The sequence below is a fragment of the Azonexus sp. genome (genome assembly GCF_041909095.1).
In the GTDB taxonomy this organism is placed as follows: Bacteria; Pseudomonadota; Gammaproteobacteria; order Burkholderiales; family Rhodocyclaceae; genus Azonexus.
In genome coordinates, this window is record NZ_JAYREB010000001.1 from 1,390,901 (window position 1) to 1,412,239 (window position 21,339).

Sequence of the window (21,339 nt, forward strand, 5' to 3'; positions counted from 1 at the left end):
CATGTTGCAACCGAATCGTCGCAAGTTCCGCAAGGAACATAAGGGGCGTAACGAAGGCCTCGCCACCCGCGGCACCGAAGTGTCGTTTGGCGAATGGGGTTTGAAGGCCACCGGTCGCGGTCGCCTGACGGCCCGCCAGATCGAAGCCGCCCGTCGTGCGATGACCCGCCATATCAAGCGCGGTGGTCGCATCTGGATCCGTATCTTCCCGGACAAGCCGATTTCCAAGAAGCCGGCCGAAGTTCGTATGGGTAACGGTAAGGGTAATCCGGAATACTGGGTTGCCGAAATCCAGCCGGGCAAGGTGCTCTACGAGATGGACGGTGTCAACGAAGCGCTGGCGCGCGAAGCTTTCGCGCTTGCCGCCGCCAAGCTGCCGATTTCCACCACCTTCGTGACGCGTCATCTGGGGTAATCATGAAAGCTAGTGAACTGAGAACCAAGAGCGTGGACGAGCTCAAGGCGGAATTGCTTGAACTGCTGAAGGCCCAATTCGGCCTGCGCATGCAACTGGCGACGCAGCAGCTCTCCAATACCAGCCAAATGGCAAAGGTGCGTCGCGACATTGCTCGTGTGCGTACCCTGATTCGTGAAAAGGCGGTGCAGCAATGAGCGAAAACAACAGCGTCAAGCGTACCCTGATTGGTCGCGTCGTCAGCGACAAGATGGAAAAGACGGTGACCGTGCTGGTTGAGCGCAAGGTCAAGCACCCCGTTTACGGCAAGGTCATGATCCGCTCGAAGAAGTATGCGGCGCATAACCAGGACAACCTGGCCCGGGCCGGTGATCTCGTCGAGATCGTCGAAACCCGTCCGCTGTCGAAGACCAAGTCTTGGGCGGTGACCAGCGTTCTGGAAAAGGCAGTCGTTATTTGATGCTTTTTTTCAAAACTGCTTGCGCGTAACAAAGGGAAGCCGGTATAATCCGGCTTCTTTTTTGCGGCCATGGCTGTTCTTGGCGGCAAATCTGTCAGACCCTAACGGGTTCCAAGACTGACCGCGCAGCGGATTAAGTTGGAGTTAAATTAAATGATTCAGATGCAGACGACACTGGATGTCGCCGATAACACCGGCGCACGTTCGGTAATGTGTATCAAGGTGTTGGGCGGCTCCAAGCGCCGCTACGCCGGTATTGGCGACATCATCAAGGTCAGCATCAAGGATGCTGCCCCGCGTGGTCGGGTCAAGAAGGGTGATGTCTATAACGCCGTGGTGGTTCGTACCGCCAAGGGTGTGCGTCGTCCGGACGGCTCCCTGGTGCGCTTCGATGGCAATGCCGCGGTGCTTCTCAACAACAAGCTCGAGCCGATCGGCACGCGCATCTTTGGGCCGGTTACCCGCGAATTGCGGACCGAGCGCTTCATGAAGATCGTGTCGCTGGCGCCGGAAGTGCTGTAAGGAGGCTGGAGATGGAAAAGATTCGTAAAGGCGACGAAGTCATCGTCGTGACCGGCAAGGACAAGGGCAAGCGCGGTACCGTGGCGCATCGCGTCGACGCCGAGCACCTGGTTGTGGAAGGCGTCAATCGTGCCAAGAAGCACGTCAAGCCGAATCCGATCAAGGGTGTTCAGGGCGGTATCGTCGACAAGGACATGCCGATTCATATCTCCAATGTTGCGCTGTTCAATCCGGCAACCAAGAAGGCCGACCGTGTCGGTATCCGGGTGCTGGAAGATGGTCGCAAGGTTCGCGTGTTCAAGTCGAACGGCGAACTGGTGAATGCTTAAGGGGTAGTCATGGCGCGTTTGCAGCAATATTACAAGGACACCGTGGTTGCCGAATTGACCAAGCGGTTCGGTTACAAGTCCGTCATGGAAGTGCCGCGGATCACCAAGGTCACCCTGAACATGGGTGTGGGTGAGGCGGTTGCCGACAAGAAGGTTCTTGAGAACGCCGTTGGCGACATGCAGAAGATTGCCGGCCAGAAGCCGGTGACCACGAAGGCCCGCAAGTCGATCGCCGGCTTCAAGATTCGTGACGGCTATCCGATCGGTTGCATGGTTACCCTGCGCGGTCCGCGCATGTTCGAATTCCTCGATCGCCTGGTTACCATCGCCCTGCCGCGCGTGCGCGACTTCCGCGGTGTGGCTGGCAAGGGTTTCGACGGCCAGGGCAACTACAACATGGGTGTCAAAGAGCAGATCATCTTCCCGGAAATCGAGTACGACAAGATTGATGCGCTGCGTGGCATGAACATCAGTATCACGACGACCGCGAAGACCGATGCAGAAGCGAAAGCCCTGCTCGCCGCGTTCAAGTTCCCGTTCAAGAATTGAGGCAATCATGGCAAAACTTTCTCTGATCAATCGGGAAGAGAAGCGTCGCAAGCTGGTGGCGCAGTTCGCCAAGAAGCGCGCAGCCCTTGACGCGATCATCAACAACGCCGCCCTGTCGGACGAAGAGCGCTACGAAGCGCGTCTGAAGCTGCAGGCGCTGCCCCGCAACTCGAGCCCCTCGCGTCTGCGCAACCGTTGCCAGTTGACGGGTCGTCCGCGTGGTGTGTTCCGTAAATTCGGCCTGTGTCGTCACAAGATCCGTGAGCTCGCTTTCAATGGCGAAATCCCGGGTGTGATCAAGGCCAGCTGGTAATAGGAGATACAGAAATGGCTATGAGCGATCCGATCGCGGATATGCTGACCCGCATCCGCAACGCCCAGCTCGCCGAAAAGGCGTCTGTGTCCATGCCGTCCTCCAAGCTGAAGGTGGCGATTGCCGCCGTGCTCAAGGATGAGGGTTACGTTGAAGATTTCGCAGTTCGTCAGTCCGATGATGGCAAGGCGAACCTGGAAATCGGTCTCAAGTACTACGCCGGTCGTCCGGTCATCGAACGCATCGAGCGTGTTTCCAAGCCTGGTCTGCGGATCTACAAGGGCGCCGAAGACATTCCCCGCGTCATGAACGGTCTGGGTGTTGCCATCGTCTCCACGCCGAAGGGTGTGATGACTGATCGCAAGGCGCGCGCCTCCCGTGTGGGTGGTGAAGTCCTCTGCATCGTGGCATAAGGAGCGAACAAATGTCTCGTGTAGGTAAGAATCCCATTGTTCTGCCGGCCGGTGTCGAAGTGGCCATCGGTGAGCAGATCGTCGTCAAGGGGCCCATGGGCACCCTGAAGACGGCCGCCAACGCGGCGGTCACGGTTGCCCAGGAAGGCCAGAGCCTCGTCGTCGGCAAGGTGAGTGGCGCCGAGAACGGTTCCGCCATGTGGGGAACGATGCGCGCCAACCTGAACAACATGGTGGTCGGCGTTTCCAAGGGGTTTGAACGCAAGCTGCAGCTGGTCGGCGTCGGTTATCGCGCCCAGGCTCAAGGCGATGTGCTCAATCTTTCCCTCGGTTTCTCGCATCCGGTTGCTCACAAGATGCCGGCTGGCATCAAGGTCGAGTGCCCGACGCAGACCGAAATTCTGATCAAGGGAGCCGACAAGCAGCAAGTTGGCCAGGTCGCCGCCGAAATTCGTGCGTATCGCAAGCCGGAGCCCTACAAGGGCAAGGGCGTTCGCTACTCCGATGAGGTGGTGGTAATCAAGGAAACCAAGAAGAAGTAAGGGTGGCATATGATTAACAAGAAGGAAGCGCGTCTGCGTCGTGCCCGCAAAACCCGGGCCAAAATCGCCGAGCTGAAGGCTGTTCGTCTGTGCGTCAACCGCACCAACTGCCACATTTACGCCCAGATCATCTCGTCTTGCGGCGGTAAGGTTCTGGCTTCTGCTTCGTCGCTCGACAAGAGCGTGCGTGGCGATCTCGCCAATGGCGGCAACAAGGCTGCCGCCGTCCTGATCGGCAAGCTGATCGCCGAGCGCGCCAAGGCCGCCGGTGTCGAACAGGTTGCCTTCGATCGTTCCGGCCTGCGTTATCACGGTCGTGTCCAGGCGCTGGCCGAAGCCGCGCGTGAAGCCGGTCTGAAGTTCTGATCGGCGCGAAAGGAATAGGTTAGAAAATGGCTAAACCCGAAAGAAACAAGAAGCCGCAGCAGGCTGAAGAGCGCGACGACGGCATGCGCGAGAAGATGGTTGCGGTCAACCGCGTCACCAAGGTGGTGAAGGGCGGTCGCATCCTCGGTTTCGCAGCGCTCACCGTGGTCGGTGACGGCGACGGCAGCATCGGCATGGGCAAGGGCAAGTCCCGCGAAGTGCCGGTCGCCGCCCAGAAGGCAATGGACGAGGCGCGTCGCAAGATGGCCAAGGTCAGCCTGAAGAACGGTACCGTGCATCACACCGTGATGGGCCGTCATGGCGCCACCACGGTGATGATCCAGCCGGCGCCCGAAGGTACCGGCATCATCGCCGGCGGTGCCATGCGCGCCGTCTTCGAAGTGGTCGGTGTGACCAACGTGGTGGCCAAGGCTCATGGTTCCACCAATCCCTACAACATCGTGCGTGCCACCATCGACGGTTTGATGAAGGTGAATACGCCGGCCGAGATTGCTGCCAAGCGCGGCAAGTCGGTTGAACAGATTCTGGGGTAAGTCATGTCCGACAAGAAAATCAAAGTGACGCTCGTCAAGAGCATCATCGGCACCAAGCAGGACCATCGCGCCACCGTGCGCGGTCTCGGCCTGCGCAAGCTGAACAGCTCTGCCGAGCTGCTGGATACGCCGCAAGTGCGCGGCATGATCCAGAAGGTTCAGTATCTCGTCAAGGTTGAGGGTTAAGCCATGCGTCTGAACACCATCAAGCCGGGTGAAGGTTCCAAGAAGGCCGCCAAGCGCGTCGGTCGTGGTATTGGTTCCGGCCTGGGCAAAACCTGTGGCCGCGGTCACAAGGGTCAGAAGTCCCGCTCCGGCGGTTTCCACAAGGTCGGTTTCGAGGGCGGTCAAATGCCGCTGCAGCGCCGCCTGCCGAAGCGTGGTTTCAATTCGCTGACGCGTGCCCGCAATTACGAAGTCCGCCTGAGCGAAATCGAAGCCCTGCCGGTCGAGGAAATCGATCTGCTCGTGCTGCAAGTCGCCGGTGTCGTTCCGGGTGATGCTCTTTCCGCGAAGGTCATCCTGTCCGGTGCGATCAGCCGTAAGGTCGTGCTCAAGGGTGTTGGCGCCACCAAGGGTGCCAAGGCTGCGATCGAAGCAGCCGGCGGTTTCATCGCCGAGTAAGAGAGAGGGCTGAACGTTGGCAGCAAATCCGAATACCGTTGGCAAGGGTGGCAAGTTTGGCGATCTCAAGCGCCGGCTCTGGTTCCTGCTGGGCGCCCTGGTGGTTTACCGCATCGGCGCGCATATTCCGGTTCCGGGTATCGACCCCAACGTTCTGGCCGATCTCTTCAATTCGCAGAAGGGCGGCATCCTGGGCATGTTCAACATGTTCTCGGGTGGCGCCCTGTCGCGTTTCACCATCTTTGCACTGGGGATCATGCCTTACATTTCGGCATCGATCATCATGCAGTTGATGAGCGTCGCCAGTCCCCAACTCGAAGCCCTGAAGAAGGAAGGCGAGGCGGGAAGGCGCAAGATCACGCAATATACGCGTTACGGCACCGTCATCCTGGCGCTGTTCCAGGGTATCGGCATTGCCATTGCGCTGGAAGCACAACCCGGGCTGGTCAATGATCCGGGCTTCATGTTCCGTCTGACCACGGTGTCCACCCTGCTCACCGGCACCATGTTCCTGATGTGGCTGGGCGAACAGATTACCGAACGTGGCTTGGGTAACGGCATCTCCATCATCATCTTCGCCGGTATCGCCGCGGGCCTGCCCAATGCGATTGGCGGTCTGCTCGAGCTGGTGCGTACCGGCGGCATGCATCCGCTGACCGCAATCGTCATCAGCCTGCTGGTCGTTGTCGTCACTGCCTTCGTCGTTTTTGTCGAGCGTGGCCAGCGCAAGATTCTGGTCAACTACGCCAAGCGCCAGGTCGGCAACAAGATCTACGGCGGTCAGAGTTCGCATCTGCCGCTGAAGCTGAACATGTCGGGCGTCATTCCGCCGATCTTCGCCTCGTCGATCATCCTGTTCCCGGCAACCCTCGCCGGCTGGTTCGGTTCCAGCGAGTCGATGTACTGGCTGAAGGACATGGCTTCCGTGCTGTCGCCGGGGCAACCTATCTACGTGATGCTCTACGCCGCGGCGATCATTTTCTTCTGTTTCTTCTACACCGCGCTGGTTTTCAATTCCAAGGAAACCGCCGACAACCTGAAGAAGAGTGGCGCTTTCGTCCCGGGGATCCGTCCCGGCGAGCAGACTGCCCGTTACATCGACAAGATTCTGATGCGTCTGACCCTGATCGGCGCTGCCTACATCACGGTGGTCTGTCTGCTGCCCGAGTTCCTGATCCTGAAGTGGAACGTGCCGTTCTATTTCGGCGGCACCTCGCTGTTGATCATCGTCGTCGTGACCATGGACTTCATGTCGCAGGTCCAGGCTTACGTGATGTCGCACCAATATGAGAGTCTTCTGAAGAAGGCAAACTTCAAGGGTTCCCCGCTGGTCAAGTAAACGATGGCTAAAGAAGACTACATCGAGATGCAGGGCGAGGTCATTGAAAACCTCCCCAACGCAACCTTCAAGGTCAAGCTGGAAAACGGCCACGTTGTACTCGGCTTCATCTCCGGCAAGATGCGCATGCACTACATCCGCATCCTGCCTGGCGACAAGGTTACGGTACAGCTGACCCCGTATGATTTAAGCAAGGCCCGGATCGTTTTCCGGGCAAAGTAAACAAGTTCTCTACGCAATAAACCGCAGGGCAAGGAATCACGGCTGCTTCCAAGCTCTCGCAGACGAGGAGTGAAACATGAAAGTGCAACCTTCAGTGAAGCGCGTTTGTCGCAATTGCAAGGTGATCCGTCGCAAGGGTGTCGTGCGCATCATTTGCAAGGATCCCCGTCATAAGCAGCGCCAGGGTTAATTCCTGACGAATTCGGCATTCGTTAATTTTAGAAATATTGGAGTGAGTCAATGGCCCGTATTGCAGGGGTAAACATTCCGAACCACCAGCATGCCGAAATCGCCCTGACGGCGATTTTCGGCATTGGCCGCACCCGTGCGCAAAAGATTTGCGACGCGGCCGGCGTGGCTCGTACCACCAAAATGAAGGACCTGTCCGACGCGGACATGGACCGGTTGCGTGACGAAGTCGGCAAGTTCACCGTTGAAGGTGACCTGCGTCGCGAAGTCACGATGAACATCAAGCGCCTGATGGACCTCGGTTGCTACCGTGGTCTGCGTCACCGCAAGGGCTTGCCCTGCCGCGGTCAGCGCACGAAGACCAACGCCCGGACCCGCAAGGGGCCGCGCAAGGCCATCGCTGGTAAGAAGTAATAAGGACAGAACATGGCCAAGACCGTTACCAAAGTTCGCAAGAAGGTCAAGAAGAACGTCGCCGAGGGCATCGCCCACATCCACGCGTCGTTCAACAACACCATCATCACCATCACCGACCGTCAGGGCAACGCCCTGTCCTGGGCGACTTCCGGCGGTGCCGGCTTCCGCGGTTCGCGCAAGTCCACCCCGTTCGCTGCCCAGGTCGCTGCTGAAGCCGCCGGCAAGGCCGCTCAGGAATGTGGCGTGAAGAATCTGGAAGTGCGCATCAAGGGCCCCGGCCCCGGCCGCGAATCTTCCGTCCGTGCGCTCAACGCGCTGGGCATGAAGATCACCGCGATTTCCGACGTGACGCCGGTGCCGCACAACGGCTGCCGTCCGCCCAAGAAGCGCCGCATCTAAGGAGAAAGACAAGTGGCTCGTAATCTCGATCCGAAATGCCGTCAGTGCCGCCGCGAAGGCGAAAAGCTGTTCCTGAAGGGCGAAAAGTGCTTCACCGACAAGTGCGCCATCGAGCGTCGCTCGTATGCACCTGGCCAGCACGGTCAGAAGTCCGGTGCCCGTCTGTCCGACTACGGCGTTCACCTGCGTGCCAAGCAGAAGATCCGTCGCGTCTACGGCGTCCTCGAAGGCCAGTTCCGCAAAACCTTCGCCGAAGCTGAGCGCCGCAAGGGCCAGACTGGCGAAAACCTGCTGCAGTTGCTGGAAGCCCGCCTGGATTCCGTCGCCTACCGCATGGGCTTTGGCGCCTCGCGCACCGAATCCCGTCAGGTTGTCCGTCACAACGGCGTCCTGGTCAACGGCAAGCGCGTCAACATCCCGTCTTTCCTGGTCAAACCGGGTGACGTCGTGCAACTCACCGATCGTGCCCGCGCTTCGCTGCGCTGCAAGGCTGCGCTCGAAGCTGCCGAGTCCCGTGGTTTCCCGGAATGGATTTCCGTCGATGTCAAGGAAGGCAAGGGCACGTTCAAGGCCATGCCGCAGCGCTCGGAACTCCCGGCGACGCTGAACGAAGGTCTGGTCATCGAACTTTATTCGAAGTAACCCGCAAGCAGAGGAATCTAGCCCATGCAAAGCAGTGGACTTCTCAAGCCCCGCATCATCGACGTGCAGAGTGTTTCGCCGGTCGAAGCCAAGGTGGTCATGGAGCCGTTCGAACGCGGCTTCGGTCACACCCTCGGCAACGCCCTGCGCCGCATCCTGCTGTCGTCGATGCCGGGCTACGCGCCGACGGAAGTGTCGATCGACGGCGTGTTGCACGAGTATTCGACCATCGACGGTGTTCAGGAAGACGTCGTGGACATCCTCCTGAACCTGAAGGGCGTCGTCTTCAAGCTGCACAACCGCGAAGTCGTCACCCTCAAGCTGTCCAAGGAAGGCGAGGGCGTGATTCGCGCTGGTGACATCGAGTTGCCGCACGACGTCGAAATCATCAATCCGGAGCATGTGATTGCCCACCTCTCCGCCGCCGGCAAGCTGGCGATGGAGATCAAGGTCGAACGTGGTCGCGGCTATGTGCCCGGCAACGTGCGCAATCTCGGCGATTCGAAGACGATCGGCCAACTGGTTCTGGACGCCTCGTTCAGCCCGGTTCGTCGCGTTGCCTATTCGGTCGAAAACGCCCGCGTCGAGCAGCGTACCGATCTCGACAAGCTGATCGTCGATATCGAAACGAACGGCGTCGTGGAACCGGAAGAAGCGATCCGCTACGCTGCCCGCGTGCTGATTGAGCAGCTGTCGGTCTTCGCCGATCTGGAAGGTACCGCCCCGGTGGCGGAAGCCTCCAAGCCGGCCCAGGTCGATCCGGTGCTGCTGCGCCCGGTCGATGATCTCGAGCTGACGGTTCGCTCCGCGAACTGCCTGAAGGCCGAGAACATCTACTACATCGGCGACCTGATCCAGCGCACTGAAAACGAGTTGCTGAAGACCCCGAACCTGGGTCGCAAGTCGCTCAATGAAATCAAGGAAGTGCTTGCCGCCCGTGGTCTCACGCTCGGCATGAAACTCGAGAATTGGCCGCCCGCCGGTCTGGAGAAGGCGTAAGCCTTTTCCCGATCCGGGCTGCCAAGGGACGCCTGCAGAACATAGAAAGGATTAACCATGCGTCACCGTAATGGACTTCGCAAACTCAACCGTACCAGCAGCCATCGTCTGGCAATGCTGCGCAACATGACCGTTTCGCTGCTGCGTCACGAAGCGATCAAGACCACGCTGCCCAAGGCCAAGGAACTGCGCCGGGTCGTCGAGCCGATGATCACCCTCGGCAAGACCCCGACGCTGGCCAACAAGCGCCTGGCCTTCGACCGTCTGCGTGATCGTGAGATCGTCGTCAAGCTGTTCGCCGAAATTGGCCCGCGCTACGCTACCCGTCCGGGCGGCTATCTGCGCATCCTGAAGTGCGGCTTCCGCGTCGGCGACAATGCGCCGATGGCGTTTGTCGAACTGCTGGACCGTCCGGAACCGACGGAAGCGGTTGAAGTTGCTGACGAGTCTGGCGAGTAAGCTTCGCCAGCATGTCAAATAAAGGCCGGAGCGATCCGGCCTTTTTTCATGCTGCGGCGTTTTTCTTCAGGGGCAGTCGATCAGCATCAGCGAGACGTCATCGGCCGCCGGGTTCTCTCCCAGATGCGCGGCCAGCGCCTCTTCCAGTCGGGCGAAACGGTTTTCCCCCGGCTGGCCACGCAGTGCGGCGAGGACGCCTTCGCTGCCGAATTGACGACCTTCGCGGTCGGCCGCTTCAAGCAGGCCGTCTGAATAGAACAACAACTGACTGCCGGGCTCCCAGGTGAAACAGCGGGGGGCGCAATTGATCAAATCGCTCTCCTGGATGCCCAGTGCCAGATTCTCCGACGCGAAACGCATGGCCGGATTGCCGTCGCGATCGAGCATCAAGGCTTCCGGGGTGCCGCCGATCCAGATTTCCCCGGTTTTTCCGGTTTCGTCGAGGCAGAGCAAGGTGGCCGCGACAAAGCGGCCAACCGGCATCGATTCCTTCAACTGCTGGTTGAGTTCGAACACGAGTTCGGGGATATCGACGTTCAGGCGAGTCATCCGGTAGAACAGTGCCAGCACCGGCAGCACGCTGATCGCTGCCGGCAGGCCGTGGCCGGTGGCGTCGGCGAGCAGCGCGTAGAAGCGGCCAGCGGCGGAGCGCGCGGCGGCGACAATGTCACCGCTGAAATTCTCGCTGGCGGTTACCTTGTAGCGTAGCCTGGGGTCGCTCAGTCCCGGTCGGTGCAGCAGCTTTTCCATCAGGCGGACCGCCAGTTGCTGTTCGCTCTGGCTGTGGTCGTAGTAAGTCTGCAGGAGCGCCGCGTTTTCCTGCAACTGGCGAGCAGCCTTCTGGCGTTCCGAAATGTCGCGGATGACGCAGACGAAAAGTCCTTCCTGGTCGATGGACACTTCCGAGACGCCAACTTCGACCGGAAAGTCGCTGCCATCGCCGTGGCGGCCGACGGATTCCCGGTCGCGCCCCTTGAACGCACTGAGCGCGCAGACTGCTTGCCCATTGCGGTCGGTCCCGGTGGGGGCGGTGAGCAGCGCGGGCAATAGCGTGCTGACGGGTTGTCCCAGCAGGTCGCGGATGCGGCGGTTGAAAATGCGTTCGGTTGCGCGATTCAGGCTCAGGATTTCACCCTTGCAATCGACGGTGATGATGGCGTCGAGAACGTTGTCGGAAATTGCCTGCAGGCGTTGAAGTGATACCGCAGCGTTGCGCTGCAGGGCCAGCGAACGTTGCATCGAGCGCAACTTGGCCTCGAGCACGACGAAGTTGATCGGCTTGGTCAGGTAGTCGTCAGCGCCGGCTTCCAGGCCCTCGACAAGGTTCTCGTCGCGGTTGAGCGCGGACAGGAAGATGATCGGCACCCACTTGTCGCGGCTGGCTGCCTTGATCCGCCGGGCGGCCTCGAAACCGTCCATGACCGGCATCATGATGTCGAGCAGGACCAGGTCCGGGTGATCCTTCTGGAAGCGTTGCACTGCCTGTTCGCCGTTCTCGGCGAGGATGACGTCGTGCCCCAGTTTCTTCAGGAAGACCTGAAGAATATGCAGATTCGTGCGATTGTCGTCGACCGCCAGAACGCTCATCTTGTCGAATGCGTTACTCATTTTTGCTGGCCTGTAATCACCGAAGGAGAGCCGTTATTCAGAGAATCGGAGCGCATCATGAATGTCTGGTAAATGCCGGCTAGGGCGCCATCCTACCACGTCGCGGGAAACGCCCTTCAAATGGCGTTCTCCCTTTGCTGCAGCAGCCACATGTTGGCATATTTTCCATTTTTTGCAACCAGTTCGGCATGCGTCCCGCTTTCGATAATGCGGCCGGCATCCATGACCAGGATGCGGTCGGCGTTCATCACCGTCGACAGGCGGTGGGCGATCACCAGCGTCGTCCGGCCGCGTGCTGCCAGCTCGAGTTGTGTCTGGATCGCCTTTTCGGTTGCCGAGTCGAGCGCTGAAGTCGCTTCGTCGAAGATCAGGATGGGCGGGTTCTTGAGCAGGGCGCGGGCGATGGCGACACGCTGCTTCTCGCCGCCGGAGAGTTTCAGGCCGCGTTCGCCGACCCGGGTGGCGTAGCCATCGGGCAGACGGCTGACGAAATCGTGCAGGCTGGCGGCGCGGGCGGCGGCGATCACTTCGTCGTCGCTGGCATCGACCCGCCCGTAGCGGATGTTGTAAAGGATGGAGTCGTTGAACAGCACGGTGTCCTGCGGCACGATGCCGATCGCTGAGCGCAGGCTGTGCTGGGTCAGTTGCCGCAGGTCGTGGCCGTTGATGCGGATGCTGCCGCCGGTGACGTCGTAGAAACGGAACAGCAGCCGGGCCAGCGTCGATTTTCCGGCGCCGCTGTGGCCGACGACGGCGACGCTGCTGCCGGCGGGCACAGTGAAGCTGAGCTCGTGGAGGATCTGGCGGTTCGGCTCGTAGGCGAAGTCCACCGCGGCGAACTCGATCGTCACCGCCTGCCCGCCGGGCAGGATCTGGGCATCCGCTGCATCGGCGATTTCGCGGTGTTCGTTGAGCAAGCCGAACATCCGCTCGATGTCGGTGAGCGCCTGCCGCAGTTCGCGATAGACGATGCCGAGGAAGTTGAGGGGCAGGTAGAGCTGGATCAGGAAGGCATTGACCAGCACCAGGTCGCCGATCGTCATGGTGCCGGCAACCACGCCGTCAGCCGCGCGCCACATCATCGCCGTCACGCCCAGGGCAATGATCGCCTGCTGGCCGAGGTTGAGCGCGGCCAGCGTGGTCTGGCTGCGCGTGCTGGCGTTTTCGAGCTGACGCAGTTGCTGGTCGTAACGGTCCGCTTCCCAAGCTTCGTTATTGAAATACTTGACCGTCTCGTAGTTCAGCAGGCTATCGACGGCGCGCGTATTGGCCGCTGAATCGCTTTCGTTGACGGCGCGGCGGATGGCGATCCGCCAATTGCTGACCTTGATCGTGAACAACACGTAGGCGACCAGCGAGATCACCGTGATGACGACGAAGCCGGCATCGTAGCGAACGAAGAGGATGCCCAGCACGAGGGCGATCTCGACCAGCGTCGGCAGGATCGAATACAGCGAATACGAGATCAGGCTGGAAATCGACCGGGTGCCGCGCTCGATGTCGCGCGAAATGCCGCCGGTCTGCCGCTCGAGGTGAAAGCGCAGCGACAGCGCGTGCAGATGCAGGAAGACTTCCAGCGCCACCTTGCGGATCGCCCGCTGGGTGACCCGGGCGAAAAGCATCTCGCGCAGTTCGGTGAACAGCGAGTTGCTGAAACGCAGGCTGCCGTAGAGCAGCAGCAACATCACCGGCAACGCCAGCAGTTCGCCGGACAGCCCGTCGATCATCTCCTTGAACACCAGTGGCACGCCGACATTGGCCAGCTTGGCGGCGACCAGACAGAGCAGGGCGCCGACGACACGGACCCGGTACTGCCAGAGATAGGGGAAGAGCAGGCGCAGCGTCTGCCACACGTGCAGATCCGGCAGCGGCTGGCCGGCGGGCGGTTTGGGCAGGGCGGAGGCGCGACGCATGGCTACAGGCGCGAGAAGAAAGGAAGGCGAGTATATGAAATCCGCCGCCTTTCCGGGAGAATCCCGAGCATTCAGAAACAGGCCTTGAATCATGCACAGCGAACCCCTGCAGCTTCCCGACCGGCAACCGACGCTGCGCGTCGTACCGATGCCGGCCGACCTCAACCAGAACGGCGACGTCTTCGGCGGCTGGGTCATGGCCCAGGTCGACGTTGCTGGCGCAATCCCGGCGATGCGCCGGGCACGCGGCCGGGTGGCGACGGTGTCGGTCAACTCCTTCCAGTTCCGGCAGGCGATCTCGGTCGGCGACATCGTCAGTCTCTACGCCGAAATCGTCCGCGTCGGCCGCACCTCGATCACCGTCCGTGTCGAGGTGTTTGCCGAGCGTCATCACGATCGGCCGATCGTCGTCCGCGTCACGCAGGCCGAGCTAACCTATGTCGCGATCGACGAAAGCGGCGCCAAGCGCGAACTTTCTGCCGAATGAAACACGGAAATGGAATAAAATCGCGCGATTGAATTAATCGGAAGCCTTCGAGGAACGAAGCAATGACCAAGCACACGATGCGTCTCCTGCCAGCCATGATGCTGCTGGCCTATGCCGGCCTGGCGCCGGCGGCGGGTTTTCAGGCCCTTGAACAGAATGCCAGCGGGCTGGGAACTGCCTACGCCGGTTCTGCGGCGATCGCCGACAGCGCGGCGACGATGTTCGCCAATCCGGCCGGCCTGACCCGCCTCGCCGGCTTCAATGTCTCCTTCGGTGCGGTCGGTGTTGCCGAAAGCCACAAGTTCCAGAATGCGGCCGGCGTCTCGTCGGGCGGTGATGCCGGCAACACGAATGTGCTGCCGAACGCCTTCGTCAGTTGGCAGGCGATCCCGGGCCTCAGCTTCGGCCTCGGCATTTCCCGCCCCTTCCTCAACGACATCAAGTACAACGCTGGCTGGGATGGTGCCACCGAAGGCCTCAAGTCGGAAATCACCACGCTCAATCTCAACCCGGCCGTTGCCTATCAGGTCAATGACAAGGTGTCGCTCGGCCTGGGCCTCAACTACCAGCAGCTAGACATGCGTTACACCGATGCCGCGCCGACTTCCTTCAAGGGTGACGACAGCGCGCTGGGCTGGAATGCCGGTGCCCTGTTCACGCTGTCGCCAGCGATGCGCGTCGGCGTCGCCTACCGTTCGAAGATCGACCACGACGTGGCCGGTGTCGACGTCGACACCCCGGCCAGCTTCACCCTGTCCGTCTGGCAGCAGGTGTCCGATCACTGGGAAGCCATGGGTGACCTCTCCTACACTCACTGGAGCGGCGTCGACGACCTCGACTTCGACAACTCCTGGCGCCTCGCCTGGGGCACGGCGTACAAGCTCTCCGAGGTGACCAAGCTCAAGTTCGGCGTCGCCTACGAGCGCAGTCCGGTCGGCAGCAGCAACCGCCCGGTCCAGATGCCGGACAGCGACCGCCTGTGGCTGTCGCTCGGTGGCCAGTGGAAGCTCGGCCGCGCCAGCCTGGTCGATGTCGGTTACGCCTACCGCTACATGCGCGACGCCAAGATCAACGATGGCGCTGCCGTCGGCAAGTACGAAAACGGCGCGCATGTCCTCGGCGTTCAATACACCGTCGGGTTCTAAGGGGTCGTGCAGGGAAGTGGGCTGCCTTCGCTGGAAATCGCCGGTCTGACGATTGGCGTGCGCGAAGGCGTCCTCGTCCTGTTGGTCCTGGTCGCGTTTTATATCGGCTTCGTGCTGCTCCGTTTCCGTCGCTCACCACCGCGCCAGCCGGCGCCTCAACCTGAACCGGTTGTTACCCCGCCGGCCGTGCCGCCAGTGCCGGTCGTCGAGCCAGTGCCGCCGGCCTATGCCGAAACCGCTTCGCATCTTGCCAGCGAACTGCTGGTTGAAGGACTGGAGCGGGAGCTCGCACAACTGCGTGACGAAGTCGAAGTGATGCGCGCCGAACTCGCTGCACTGCGCGAGGACATGCAGCAGGAGTTGGCCCACCTGCGCGCCACGCAGACGGTGGCGCCGATCTACGGTGACGCGATGCAGATGGCGGCGGCCGGTTACGATGCCTCGATGATCGCCGAGCGCTGCGGCATCGCCCGCGCCGAGGCCGAACTGGTCGTGGCCCTGGCGCGCAGCCGGGTCGAGTGAGGACGAAAATGACGGAAAAACGCCCAGATACGGTAGTGCCGGTCGAATCGGAATTACGGGCACAACTGGCCCGCCGCTTGGCCGTCGCCGGTGCCCTGGTGGCGGTTCTGCTCGGCGTGCTGGCCATCTTCGATCGCTTCTCGCAGCCAGCCGAGGAAGAAGAAGTCGCCGTCTACACCCGGCCGGTGCCGGTGGCGCCGCCGAAAATGCTGACCCAGCCGGTGACCCCGGCCGAGCCCGAAGCCGCACCGCCTGCCGAAGCCGCCGTACCGGAAAGCGCGGAACCCGCGACCGTCGATGCAGGCGAGGCGCCGCCGCCGCCGCCGCCCGACGTGGCGGCCAACCCGTCGCAAACGCAGGCGCTAGCCCCCACGGTAACGAAGACGGGGCGGCGCAACGGCGCCCCGGCGGAGGCGGAGGTCGTTCCGGAAATGACGGCGCCGCCGCAACTCTTGCCGACCAAGCCGGCCGTGGCGCCGCTGCCGGAGCCGGCCAAGCCAGCGCTTCCGGTTGTCGCAGCGCCGGCGCCCACACCTGCCGCCAAGGTGTTGACGACGACGCCCGGCGCAGCGCGTCCACCCGCTGCTGAAACGCCGGCAGCGCCCCGCCTGTTCTCGGGCTTCGTGCTGCAGGCCGGCGTCTTCGCCAGCGCCCAGCGTGCCGAGGAGCTGCATGCCCGGCTGACGCTTAACGGCGTGCCGTCGCAGATCGAGGCGCGGGTCCAGGTCGGTCCTTTCCGGACCCGGCGCGAAGCCGCCGCCGCGCAGGCCAAGCTGCGCGAACTGGGCATCGAAAGCATGCTCGTCGAACCGAAGGGCAATCGCTAGGCGCTTTTTTGCAGCCGGCGCAGGAAGACCTTCATCTCCTTGGCCGCCTGGATGTCGCCGCGCGCTTCCGCCACCCGGATGCCGTCGCTGTAGGCGTCCGCCGCAGCGGCGCTTTCGCCAGCCTGGGTCAGCGCCTTGCCCAGTGCTTTCCAGGCCGCCGAATAGTTCGGATCGCGGTCGACCGCGGCGCGGAAGCAGTCGGCCGCCTGGCGCGGCGCTTCCGCCTTCAGGTACTCGTTGCCCAGCGAGAAGCGCAGCAGGGCGCCGTCGCGCGGTCCACCGATCATTTTTTCCAGGGATTCGATGCGTGGGTTCATGGAAGCTCGGGTCTAAAATAACGGTTTTGCAAATTCACCAAGAGGAACGCAACATGGCCAAGACCATCATCGCCACGCCGCATGCGCCGGCCGCCATCGGCACCTATTCGCAAGCAGTGCGCGTCGGCGACACCGTCTACCTGTCCGGGCAGATCGGCCTCGATCCGACGAGCATGCAGATGGTAGACGGCATCGACGCGCAAATCGTTCGCGTCTTCGACAATCTCAAGGCGGTTGCCGAAGCGGCCGGCGGCACGCTCGCCGACGTGGTCAAGCTCAACGTCTTCCTGACCGACCTCGGCAACTTCACCAAGGTCAACGAAACCATGGCCAGCTACTTCAGCGAGCCCTTCCCGGCGCGCGCCGCCGTTGGCGTCAAGGAATTGCCGCGTGGCGCGCTGGTCGAGGCCGACGCGGTGATGTTCCTCGGCTGAGCGCATGTCGCAGGCGCCGATCCGCGCCTCCGACGCGCTGAAGAAGAAGCTGGCCAAAATCGGCCTCCACACGGAGGCCGATTTGCTGGTCCACCTGCCGCTGCGCTACGAGGACGAAACCCGGATCACCCCGATCGCCCGCGCCTTTGCCGGCGAACCGGTGCAGATCGAGGTCAGCGTCGCCGACAGTGAAATCCAGTTCAAGCCGCGCCGGCAACTGGTGGTCCGCGCTTACGACGAGAGCGGCGAAATCACCCTGCGCTTCTTCAGCTTCTACCCGAATCACCAGGCGGCGTTCAGCGCCGGTTCTCGGGTGCGCGCTTTCGGCGAGGTGCGCGGCGGTTTCTTCGGGCTGGAGATGGTGCATCCACGGTTCAGGAAGATCGCCGACGGCGAGCCGCTACCGAGCGAGATGACGCCGATCTACCCGTCCACCGCCGGGCTCGCTAATTCGGCGCTGCAGAAGCTGATCGGTCGCGCGCTGGCCGACGGCGACCTCGCCGAGACGCTGCCCGACGAGATTCGCCAGCGGCTGAAACTGCCCGGCCTGGCGCGCAGCCTGCACTTCCTGCACCGGCCGCCGCCCGGTACCGACCTCGACACGCTGCATACGCGCAATCACCCGGCCTGGCGGCGGGTCAAGTTCGATGAAGTGCTCGCCCAGCAACTGTCGCTGCGCCGCGCCTACCTCGCCCGCCGCGAGCAGGGGGCGCCGGTGCTGGTGGCGCAGGACGACCTCGGCGCCCGCCTGCTCGACCGCCTGCCCTTCGGCCTGACCGGCGCGCAGTTGCGGGCGATGGCCGAGATTGCCGGCGACCTCGCCCAGCCTTACCCGATGCAGCGCCTATTGCAGGGCGACGTCGGCGCCGGCAAGACCATCGTCGCCGCGCTGGCGGCCTGCCAGGCGATTTCCGCCGGCTGGCAGGCGGCTTTCATGGCGCCGACCGAAATCCTCGCCGAGCAGCATTACCTGAAACTCAAGGACTGGCTGGAGCCGCTCGGCGTGCGCGTCGCCTGGCTGTCCGGCAGCTTGAAGTCGAAAGCCAAGCGCGCGCAACTGGCGGCGACCGCGGCCGACGCGCAACTGGTGGTCGGCACCCATGCGCTGATCCAGGACGGTGTCGACTTCGCCAAACTGGGCCTGGCCATCGTCGACGAGCAGCACCGCTTCGGTGTCGCCCAGCGCCTGGCGCTGCGCAAGAAGGGCAGCAATCCGCACCAGTTGATGATGTCGGCGACGCCGATTCCGCGCACGCTGGCCATGAGCTACTACGCCGACCTCGACGTCACCGTCCTCGACGAACTACCGCCCGGGCGGACGCCGATCAAGACCCGGCTGGTCGCCGACAACCGGCGCCAGGACGTCGTCGGTTTCGTCAAGAAACACGTCGAGGAAGGCCGCCAGGCCTACTGGGTGTGCCCGCTGATCGAGGAGTCGGAAGCTTTGCAATTGCAGACGGCGGAAGAGACCTACGCCCAGCTTTCGGCCGATCTGCCTGGCTTGACCGTCGGCCTGGTGCACGGACGGCTGAAGGCCGACGAGAAGCAGGCGGTGATGAGCGCCTTCGCGGCCGGCGACATCGACGTGCTGGTGGCGACGACGGTGATCGAAGTCGGTGTCGATGTGCCCAACGCCAGCCTGATGGTCATCGAACACGCCGAACGCTTCGGCCTCTCGCAACTGCACCAGTTGCGCGGCCGCGTTGGCCGCGGCCAGTACGAATCGAGCTGCGTGCTGATCTACGCCGGGCCGCTCGGCGAGATCGCCCGCCAGCGGCTGAAGATCATCTTCGAGAATACCGACGGTTTCGAGATCGCCCGCCAGGATCTGCAACTGCGTGGCCCCGGCGAATTCGTCGGCGCCCGCCAGAGCGGCGTGCCGCTGCTGCGCTACGCCGACCTGGAAATGGATGCCGACCTGGTCGAGATGGCGCGCCAGATTGCCGAGGAAATGCTCACCGAGCACCCGGCGCTGGCTGAAAAACACCTGCAGCGCTGGCTCGGCGCCCGCGAGGAACTGCTCAAGTCCTGAACCAGTCCTCGATCAGTGCCGCCACCTGTTCCGGCTGGTCGTGGTGCAGCATGTGGTCGGCGTTGTCGATCCAGCTTTCCTGCAGGTTGGCGAAGCAGGCGCGGCGCGCTTCCCAGTCGCCCGGGCGGGCGGCGAAATCGCGCACGATCCAGGACTGGCGACCGCTGATCCAGAGCACCGGGCAGGCGACTTCGCGCCAGATTGCCATCGATTCTTCGAGCCGAAACAGGTAGGGCGAGGTCGCCTTGTGCCATGGGTCGCCGTTCCAGATCACGCCGTGGCGCGCTTCGCCCTGGCGGTTGGTGCCGTCGCCGATGCGCGCCAGGTGGCGGGAGAGAAACTCGGCGCGGTCCTCGCTCAGGTAAGGATCGCTTTTCAGCAGGCGGCGGGCGAAGGCCTGGCGGTCAGGATAGACGTGCATGCGCGGCGGCTGGGCCAGCTCGTCCAGCCATTGGCGGTAGCGGGCCGGCGCCATGTCGGCGGTGGTCGGTGCGATGCCCATGCCCTCCAGCGACACCAGGCGCTGCACGCGCTGCGGCCGGATGCCGGCGTACAGCGTACCGAGGATGCCGCCCATGCTGTGACCGGCGATGCGCACCGCTTCGTCCTGGGCGTAGCGCTCGATGATCGCCACCAGATCGCCCATGTGCTCGGCGAAGAAATACGGCCGGTTCAGCCATTGCGACTGGCCGAAGCCGCGCCAGTCCGGGGCGACGATGTTCCATTCCCGCGCCAGCGCATCGACGACGAACTGCCAGGAGGCGGAAACGTCCATCCAGCCGTGCAGCAGGAACAACGTCGGGGCGTCGGCGCGGCCCCAGCGGCGGATGTGCAGGCGGACGCCGTTGAGGTCGAGAAATTCGGATCGGGAAGGCAGCATGTTCTGGAAAATCAGGGGATCAAGCTACTGATTCTAGCCGATGCGGCAAATACGCCAGCCGGCAATACCCTGATATTGCCAAGGGCATATAATGTCGGCATATCAAACCAAGCAAAAGTCAGGGAGCTTTCATGAAACGTCGCGATTTTGTCCTGCTCGCCACCATGTTTTCCGGCGTCAGCTTCGTCAATTCCGCCAGCGCGCAATTCAACTGGGGGCGCGCGCTCGAGGCTGGCCGCAACATCCTGCAGTCGGAAACCATCTCCGATTCCGATTTGCGCGTTTACTTCGACCGCCTGGCCGCCAATTCCGACCGCCAGAACCAGCTTGCCAGTTCCTTCTCGCCCTACGGCCAGCGTATCGCCAAGTTGTCGGAAGGCTTGAGCAGCTACGACGGCCTGACGCTCAACATCAGGGCCTATATTTCCTCGGAAGTGAACGCCTTCGCCATGGCCAACGGTGTGATCCGCATCTATAGCGGGTTGATGGACCGTTTCAGCGACGACGAAATCCGCTACGTGATCGGCCACGAAATCGGCCATGTCCAGGCTGGCCACACCAAGGCACGCATCCAGACGGCGCTGCGCACCAGCGCGCTGCGCAATGCGGTCGCCTCGGCCGGCGGTACCGCCGGCGATGTTGCCGATTCCGCCCTGGGCAGCCTGTTCGAACAGGTGGTCCACGCCAAGCACTCGCAAGCCAACGAGAACGAAGCCGACGACCGCGCCCTCAACTTCATGCGCGAAAAGCAGTATCCGCTGCAGGCTTGCGTCACTGCGCTGGAAAAGCTGGACGGCCTGGGCGGCAACAATGCCTCCTGGCTGTCCACCCATCCCAGCCCGCGCGAACGCGCTGACCGCATCCGCGCCCAGATCTGAGTTTTCCAGCCTCACTCGTCGGCCCAGTAATCGACCGCGTCGACCAAGCGGCCGACATGGGCGAAAGTCCGCGCCGTCTTGTCGCCGCCTGGCGCGCTGCCGGCGACGACGAAGAACTTACCGGAATCGGGGTAGATCGCGATATCCGGTGCCTGTTGCGTGGATACGCAGAGGTAGCGTAGCGGCACGTGGCCGTCGTTGACGATCTGGTGCGCCGCCGCCGGGTCGCCGCCGGGGAAAGCGAGCAGGTCGCCGGCGGCAACCGCGTATTCGGCGTTGCCGTAGCGCAGGCGGCCGTTGCCGGCGAGGATCAGGACCAGTTCGTCGTTGGCCAGGTGGGCGTGGCGCGGCCAGGCGGTCTTGCCCGGCGGCACTTCGCTCAGTCGGCAGCCCAGGCTCTTGAGGCCGAGCTGGGCGCCGATGCTGGCGTTGGCCGAGGCGAAGCGCTCGCCGTGCGCTTCGTCGTGCAGTTCGAGATCGTCGATATGGACGAAAGGCGGCTTGGTCATCGGTTTCCCTCCTTGAGCGGAAGACTATAAGCCG

General features: G+C 62.5%; 33 protein-coding genes. 28 read left to right on the forward strand and 5 right to left on the reverse strand.

The features are described 5' to 3' along the window. The first annotated feature begins 1 nt into the window (after position 1). From rplP to rplQ, 21 genes are all read left to right on the forward strand, one after another. Positions 2 to 415: a 50S ribosomal protein L16 gene (rplP, locus tag ACE3OV_RS06625; protein WP_374326174.1), complete on the forward strand. Its 414-nt coding sequence runs from the start codon at positions 2 to 4 to the stop codon at positions 413 to 415. A gap of 2 nt (positions 416 to 417) precedes the next feature. After that, a complete protein-coding gene (gene rpmC, locus ACE3OV_RS06630) occupies positions 418 to 612 on the forward strand; it encodes a 50S ribosomal protein L29 (RefSeq protein ID WP_374326175.1) in 195 nt (64 codons plus the stop codon). Then, entirely contained in the window at positions 609 to 875 is a 267-nt protein-coding gene (gene rpsQ, locus ACE3OV_RS06635; protein WP_374326176.1) for a 30S ribosomal protein S17, read from the forward strand. The genes rpmC and rpsQ overlap by 4 nt, the downstream gene beginning before the upstream one ends. Before the next feature lie 153 nt (positions 876 to 1,028). Further along, positions 1,029 to 1,397 carry a 50S ribosomal protein L14 gene (gene rplN / locus ACE3OV_RS06640; RefSeq protein WP_028994194.1) on the forward strand — a complete coding sequence of 123 codons (369 nt, stop codon included), beginning with the start codon at positions 1,029 to 1,031 and terminating at the stop codon, positions 1,395 to 1,397. Positions 1,398 to 1,408: 11 nt separating this feature from the next. Further along, entirely contained in the window at positions 1,409 to 1,726 is a 318-nt protein-coding gene (gene rplX, locus ACE3OV_RS06645) for a 50S ribosomal protein L24 (protein ID WP_374326177.1), read from the forward strand. 9 nt (positions 1,727 to 1,735) lie between these two features. Beyond that, positions 1,736 to 2,275: a 50S ribosomal protein L5 gene (gene rplE / locus ACE3OV_RS06650; protein ID WP_374326178.1), complete on the forward strand. Its 540-nt coding sequence runs from the start codon at positions 1,736 to 1,738 to the stop codon at positions 2,273 to 2,275. 7 nt (positions 2,276 to 2,282) lie between these two features. Further along, a complete protein-coding gene (rpsN, locus tag ACE3OV_RS06655) occupies positions 2,283 to 2,588 on the forward strand; it encodes a 30S ribosomal protein S14 (protein WP_374326179.1) in 306 nt (101 codons plus the stop codon). Positions 2,589 to 2,602: 14 nt separating this feature from the next. Beyond that, complete coding sequence (gene rpsH, locus ACE3OV_RS06660) at positions 2,603 to 3,001, forward strand: 30S ribosomal protein S8 (RefSeq protein ID WP_374326180.1); 399 nt, start codon at positions 2,603 to 2,605, stop codon at positions 2,999 to 3,001. Between the two features lie 11 nt (positions 3,002 to 3,012). Continuing rightward, positions 3,013 to 3,543, forward strand: coding sequence for a 50S ribosomal protein L6 (rplF, locus tag ACE3OV_RS06665; protein ID WP_374326181.1), 531 nt, complete (start codon positions 3,013 to 3,015; stop codon positions 3,541 to 3,543). Positions 3,544 to 3,555: 12 nt separating this feature from the next. Beyond that, positions 3,556 to 3,909, forward strand: coding sequence for a 50S ribosomal protein L18 (rplR, locus tag ACE3OV_RS06670; RefSeq protein WP_374326243.1), 354 nt, complete (start codon positions 3,556 to 3,558; stop codon positions 3,907 to 3,909). Positions 3,910 to 3,935: 26 nt separating this feature from the next. After that, entirely contained in the window at positions 3,936 to 4,463 is a 528-nt protein-coding gene (gene rpsE, locus ACE3OV_RS06675; RefSeq protein ID WP_374326182.1) for a 30S ribosomal protein S5, read from the forward strand. 3 nt (positions 4,464 to 4,466) lie between these two features. Continuing rightward, positions 4,467 to 4,649 carry a 50S ribosomal protein L30 gene (gene rpmD / locus ACE3OV_RS06680; protein ID WP_121458100.1) on the forward strand — a complete coding sequence of 61 codons (183 nt, stop codon included), beginning with the start codon at positions 4,467 to 4,469 and terminating at the stop codon, positions 4,647 to 4,649. Between the two features lie 3 nt (positions 4,650 to 4,652). Beyond that, entirely contained in the window at positions 4,653 to 5,087 is a 435-nt protein-coding gene (gene rplO, locus ACE3OV_RS06685) for a 50S ribosomal protein L15 (protein ID WP_374326183.1), read from the forward strand. 16 nt (positions 5,088 to 5,103) lie between these two features. Next, the gene (gene secY / locus ACE3OV_RS06690) at positions 5,104 to 6,426 is read left to right on the forward strand and encodes a preprotein translocase subunit SecY (protein ID WP_374326184.1); all 1,323 of its coding nucleotides are present in this window, start codon (positions 5,104 to 5,106) and stop codon (positions 6,424 to 6,426) included. A gap of 3 nt (positions 6,427 to 6,429) precedes the next feature. Then, positions 6,430 to 6,648 carry a translation initiation factor IF-1 gene (infA, locus tag ACE3OV_RS06695; RefSeq protein ID WP_028994205.1) on the forward strand — a complete coding sequence of 73 codons (219 nt, stop codon included), beginning with the start codon at positions 6,430 to 6,432 and terminating at the stop codon, positions 6,646 to 6,648. A gap of 76 nt (positions 6,649 to 6,724) precedes the next feature. After that, positions 6,725 to 6,838, forward strand: a complete 114-nt coding sequence (gene rpmJ / locus ACE3OV_RS06700; RefSeq protein WP_121458103.1) for a 50S ribosomal protein L36 — start codon at positions 6,725 to 6,727, stop codon at positions 6,836 to 6,838. A 50-nt stretch (positions 6,839 to 6,888) separates the two neighbouring features. Further along, complete coding sequence (gene rpsM / locus ACE3OV_RS06705; protein ID WP_374326185.1) at positions 6,889 to 7,251, forward strand: 30S ribosomal protein S13; 363 nt, start codon at positions 6,889 to 6,891, stop codon at positions 7,249 to 7,251. A 12-nt stretch (positions 7,252 to 7,263) separates the two neighbouring features. Beyond that, entirely contained in the window at positions 7,264 to 7,653 is a 390-nt protein-coding gene (gene rpsK / locus ACE3OV_RS06710) for a 30S ribosomal protein S11 (RefSeq protein WP_374326186.1), read from the forward strand. Positions 7,654 to 7,665: 12 nt separating this feature from the next. Continuing rightward, positions 7,666 to 8,295 carry a 30S ribosomal protein S4 gene (gene rpsD, locus ACE3OV_RS06715; RefSeq protein WP_374326187.1) on the forward strand — a complete coding sequence of 210 codons (630 nt, stop codon included), beginning with the start codon at positions 7,666 to 7,668 and terminating at the stop codon, positions 8,293 to 8,295. A 24-nt stretch (positions 8,296 to 8,319) separates the two neighbouring features. Further along, on the forward strand, positions 8,320 to 9,294 hold the full coding sequence (locus ACE3OV_RS06720; protein ID WP_374326188.1) for a DNA-directed RNA polymerase subunit alpha: 975 nt from the start codon (positions 8,320 to 8,322) through the stop codon (positions 9,292 to 9,294). Between the two features lie 57 nt (positions 9,295 to 9,351). Beyond that, the gene (gene rplQ / locus ACE3OV_RS06725; RefSeq protein ID WP_374326189.1) at positions 9,352 to 9,753 is read left to right on the forward strand and encodes a 50S ribosomal protein L17; all 402 of its coding nucleotides are present in this window, start codon (positions 9,352 to 9,354) and stop codon (positions 9,751 to 9,753) included. A gap of 66 nt (positions 9,754 to 9,819) precedes the next feature. On the opposite strand, the gene ACE3OV_RS06730 is transcribed toward rplQ, so the two are convergent. Next, complete coding sequence (locus ACE3OV_RS06730; protein ID WP_374326190.1) at positions 9,820 to 11,361, reverse strand: SpoIIE family protein phosphatase; 1,542 nt, start codon at positions 11,359 to 11,361, stop codon at positions 9,820 to 9,822. A 116-nt stretch (positions 11,362 to 11,477) separates the two neighbouring features. After that, on the reverse strand, positions 11,478 to 13,274 hold the full coding sequence (locus ACE3OV_RS06735; protein ID WP_374326191.1) for an ABC transporter ATP-binding protein/permease: 1,797 nt from the start codon (positions 13,272 to 13,274) through the stop codon (positions 11,478 to 11,480). Positions 13,275 to 13,365: 91 nt separating this feature from the next. On the opposite strand from ACE3OV_RS06735, the gene ACE3OV_RS06740 reads away from it, so the two are divergent. The 4 genes from ACE3OV_RS06740 to ACE3OV_RS06755 all read left to right on the forward strand — a co-directional run bounded on the left by ACE3OV_RS06740 (position 13,366) and on the right by ACE3OV_RS06755 (position 16,255). After that, positions 13,366 to 13,761: an acyl-CoA thioesterase gene (locus ACE3OV_RS06740; RefSeq protein ID WP_374326192.1), complete on the forward strand. Its 396-nt coding sequence runs from the start codon at positions 13,366 to 13,368 to the stop codon at positions 13,759 to 13,761. Positions 13,762 to 13,823: 62 nt separating this feature from the next. Beyond that, on the forward strand, positions 13,824 to 14,906 hold the full coding sequence (locus ACE3OV_RS06745) for an OmpP1/FadL family transporter (RefSeq protein ID WP_374326193.1): 1,083 nt from the start codon (positions 13,824 to 13,826) through the stop codon (positions 14,904 to 14,906). Between the two features lie 6 nt (positions 14,907 to 14,912). Beyond that, a complete protein-coding gene (locus ACE3OV_RS06750) occupies positions 14,913 to 15,428 on the forward strand; it encodes a DUF2802 domain-containing protein (protein WP_374326194.1) in 516 nt (171 codons plus the stop codon). Positions 15,429 to 15,436: 8 nt separating this feature from the next. Next, complete coding sequence (locus ACE3OV_RS06755; protein WP_374326195.1) at positions 15,437 to 16,255, forward strand: SPOR domain-containing protein; 819 nt, start codon at positions 15,437 to 15,439, stop codon at positions 16,253 to 16,255. On the opposite strand, the gene ACE3OV_RS06760 is transcribed toward ACE3OV_RS06755, so the two are convergent. Further along, positions 16,252 to 16,572 (reverse strand): tetratricopeptide repeat protein, encoded by a 321-nt coding sequence (locus ACE3OV_RS06760; RefSeq protein WP_374326196.1) that lies wholly within the window; start codon positions 16,570 to 16,572, stop codon positions 16,252 to 16,254. The two genes, ACE3OV_RS06755 and ACE3OV_RS06760, sit on opposite strands and share 4 nt — an antisense overlap. A gap of 53 nt (positions 16,573 to 16,625) precedes the next feature. Between ACE3OV_RS06760 and ACE3OV_RS06765 the strand changes: the two genes are divergently transcribed. Beyond that, positions 16,626 to 17,006: a RidA family protein gene (locus ACE3OV_RS06765; RefSeq protein ID WP_374326197.1), complete on the forward strand. Its 381-nt coding sequence runs from the start codon at positions 16,626 to 16,628 to the stop codon at positions 17,004 to 17,006. Between the two features lie 4 nt (positions 17,007 to 17,010). Beyond that, positions 17,011 to 19,038: an ATP-dependent DNA helicase RecG gene (gene recG, locus ACE3OV_RS06770; RefSeq protein WP_374326198.1), complete on the forward strand. Its 2,028-nt coding sequence runs from the start codon at positions 17,011 to 17,013 to the stop codon at positions 19,036 to 19,038. On the opposite strand, the gene ACE3OV_RS06775 is transcribed toward recG, so the two are convergent. Continuing rightward, positions 19,028 to 19,918, reverse strand: a complete 891-nt coding sequence (locus ACE3OV_RS06775) for an alpha/beta fold hydrolase (protein ID WP_374326199.1) — start codon at positions 19,916 to 19,918, stop codon at positions 19,028 to 19,030. The two genes, recG and ACE3OV_RS06775, sit on opposite strands and share 11 nt — an antisense overlap. A 131-nt stretch (positions 19,919 to 20,049) precedes the next feature. Between ACE3OV_RS06775 and ACE3OV_RS06780 the strand changes: the two genes are divergently transcribed. Then, a complete protein-coding gene (locus ACE3OV_RS06780) occupies positions 20,050 to 20,796 on the forward strand; it encodes a M48 family metalloprotease (RefSeq protein ID WP_374326200.1) in 747 nt (248 codons plus the stop codon). Positions 20,797 to 20,807: 11 nt separating this feature from the next. Here the strand turns inward: ACE3OV_RS06780 and ACE3OV_RS06785 are convergent, their stop codons facing one another. Continuing rightward, the gene (locus ACE3OV_RS06785; RefSeq protein WP_374326201.1) at positions 20,808 to 21,305 is read right to left on the reverse strand and encodes a cupin domain-containing protein; all 498 of its coding nucleotides are present in this window, start codon (positions 21,303 to 21,305) and stop codon (positions 20,808 to 20,810) included. Positions 21,306 to 21,339: the final 34 nt, after the last annotated feature.

Bases quoted from the DNA above. Each gene is read 5' to 3' on its own strand.
- rplP (WP_374326174.1), top strand. From the start codon at position 2: ATGTTGCAACCGAATCGTCGCAAGTTCCGCAAGGAACATAAGGGGCGT.
- rpmC (WP_374326175.1), top strand. From the start codon at position 418: ATGAAAGCTAGTGAACTGAGAACCAAGAGCGTGGACGAGCTCAAGGCG.
- rpsQ (WP_374326176.1), top strand. From the start codon at position 609: ATGAGCGAAAACAACAGCGTCAAGCGTACCCTGATTGGTCGCGTCGTC.
- rplN (WP_028994194.1), top strand. From the start codon at position 1,029: ATGATTCAGATGCAGACGACACTGGATGTCGCCGATAACACCGGCGCA.
- rplX (WP_374326177.1), top strand. From the start codon at position 1,409: ATGGAAAAGATTCGTAAAGGCGACGAAGTCATCGTCGTGACCGGCAAG.
- rplE (WP_374326178.1), top strand. From the start codon at position 1,736: ATGGCGCGTTTGCAGCAATATTACAAGGACACCGTGGTTGCCGAATTG.
- rpsN (WP_374326179.1), top strand. From the start codon at position 2,283: ATGGCAAAACTTTCTCTGATCAATCGGGAAGAGAAGCGTCGCAAGCTG.
- rpsH (WP_374326180.1), top strand. From the start codon at position 2,603: ATGGCTATGAGCGATCCGATCGCGGATATGCTGACCCGCATCCGCAAC.
- rplF (WP_374326181.1), top strand. From the start codon at position 3,013: ATGTCTCGTGTAGGTAAGAATCCCATTGTTCTGCCGGCCGGTGTCGAA.
- rpsE (WP_374326182.1), top strand. From the start codon at position 3,936: ATGGCTAAACCCGAAAGAAACAAGAAGCCGCAGCAGGCTGAAGAGCGC.
- rpmD (WP_121458100.1), top strand. From the start codon at position 4,467: ATGTCCGACAAGAAAATCAAAGTGACGCTCGTCAAGAGCATCATCGGC.
- rplO (WP_374326183.1), top strand. From the start codon at position 4,653: ATGCGTCTGAACACCATCAAGCCGGGTGAAGGTTCCAAGAAGGCCGCC.
- infA (WP_028994205.1), top strand. From the start codon at position 6,430: ATGGCTAAAGAAGACTACATCGAGATGCAGGGCGAGGTCATTGAAAAC.
- rpmJ (WP_121458103.1), top strand. From the start codon at position 6,725: ATGAAAGTGCAACCTTCAGTGAAGCGCGTTTGTCGCAATTGCAAGGTG.
- rpsM (WP_374326185.1), top strand. From the start codon at position 6,889: ATGGCCCGTATTGCAGGGGTAAACATTCCGAACCACCAGCATGCCGAA.
- rpsK (WP_374326186.1), top strand. From the start codon at position 7,264: ATGGCCAAGACCGTTACCAAAGTTCGCAAGAAGGTCAAGAAGAACGTC.
- ACE3OV_RS06720 (WP_374326188.1), top strand. From the start codon at position 8,320: ATGCAAAGCAGTGGACTTCTCAAGCCCCGCATCATCGACGTGCAGAGT.
- rplQ (WP_374326189.1), top strand. From the start codon at position 9,352: ATGCGTCACCGTAATGGACTTCGCAAACTCAACCGTACCAGCAGCCAT.
- ACE3OV_RS06730 (WP_374326190.1), bottom strand. From the start codon at position 11,361: ATGAGTAACGCATTCGACAAGATGAGCGTTCTGGCGGTCGACGACAAT.
- ACE3OV_RS06735 (WP_374326191.1), bottom strand. From the start codon at position 13,274: ATGCGTCGCGCCTCCGCCCTGCCCAAACCGCCCGCCGGCCAGCCGCTG.
- ACE3OV_RS06740 (WP_374326192.1), top strand. From the start codon at position 13,366: ATGCACAGCGAACCCCTGCAGCTTCCCGACCGGCAACCGACGCTGCGC.
- ACE3OV_RS06745 (WP_374326193.1), top strand. From the start codon at position 13,824: ATGACCAAGCACACGATGCGTCTCCTGCCAGCCATGATGCTGCTGGCC.
- ACE3OV_RS06755 (WP_374326195.1), top strand. From the start codon at position 15,437: ATGACGGAAAAACGCCCAGATACGGTAGTGCCGGTCGAATCGGAATTA.
- ACE3OV_RS06760 (WP_374326196.1), bottom strand. From the start codon at position 16,572: ATGAACCCACGCATCGAATCCCTGGAAAAAATGATCGGTGGACCGCGC.
- ACE3OV_RS06765 (WP_374326197.1), top strand. From the start codon at position 16,626: ATGGCCAAGACCATCATCGCCACGCCGCATGCGCCGGCCGCCATCGGC.
- recG (WP_374326198.1), top strand. From the start codon at position 17,011: ATGTCGCAGGCGCCGATCCGCGCCTCCGACGCGCTGAAGAAGAAGCTG.
- ACE3OV_RS06775 (WP_374326199.1), bottom strand. From the start codon at position 19,918: ATGCTGCCTTCCCGATCCGAATTTCTCGACCTCAACGGCGTCCGCCTG.
- ACE3OV_RS06780 (WP_374326200.1), top strand. From the start codon at position 20,050: ATGAAACGTCGCGATTTTGTCCTGCTCGCCACCATGTTTTCCGGCGTC.
- ACE3OV_RS06785 (WP_374326201.1), bottom strand. From the start codon at position 21,305: ATGACCAAGCCGCCTTTCGTCCATATCGACGATCTCGAACTGCACGAC.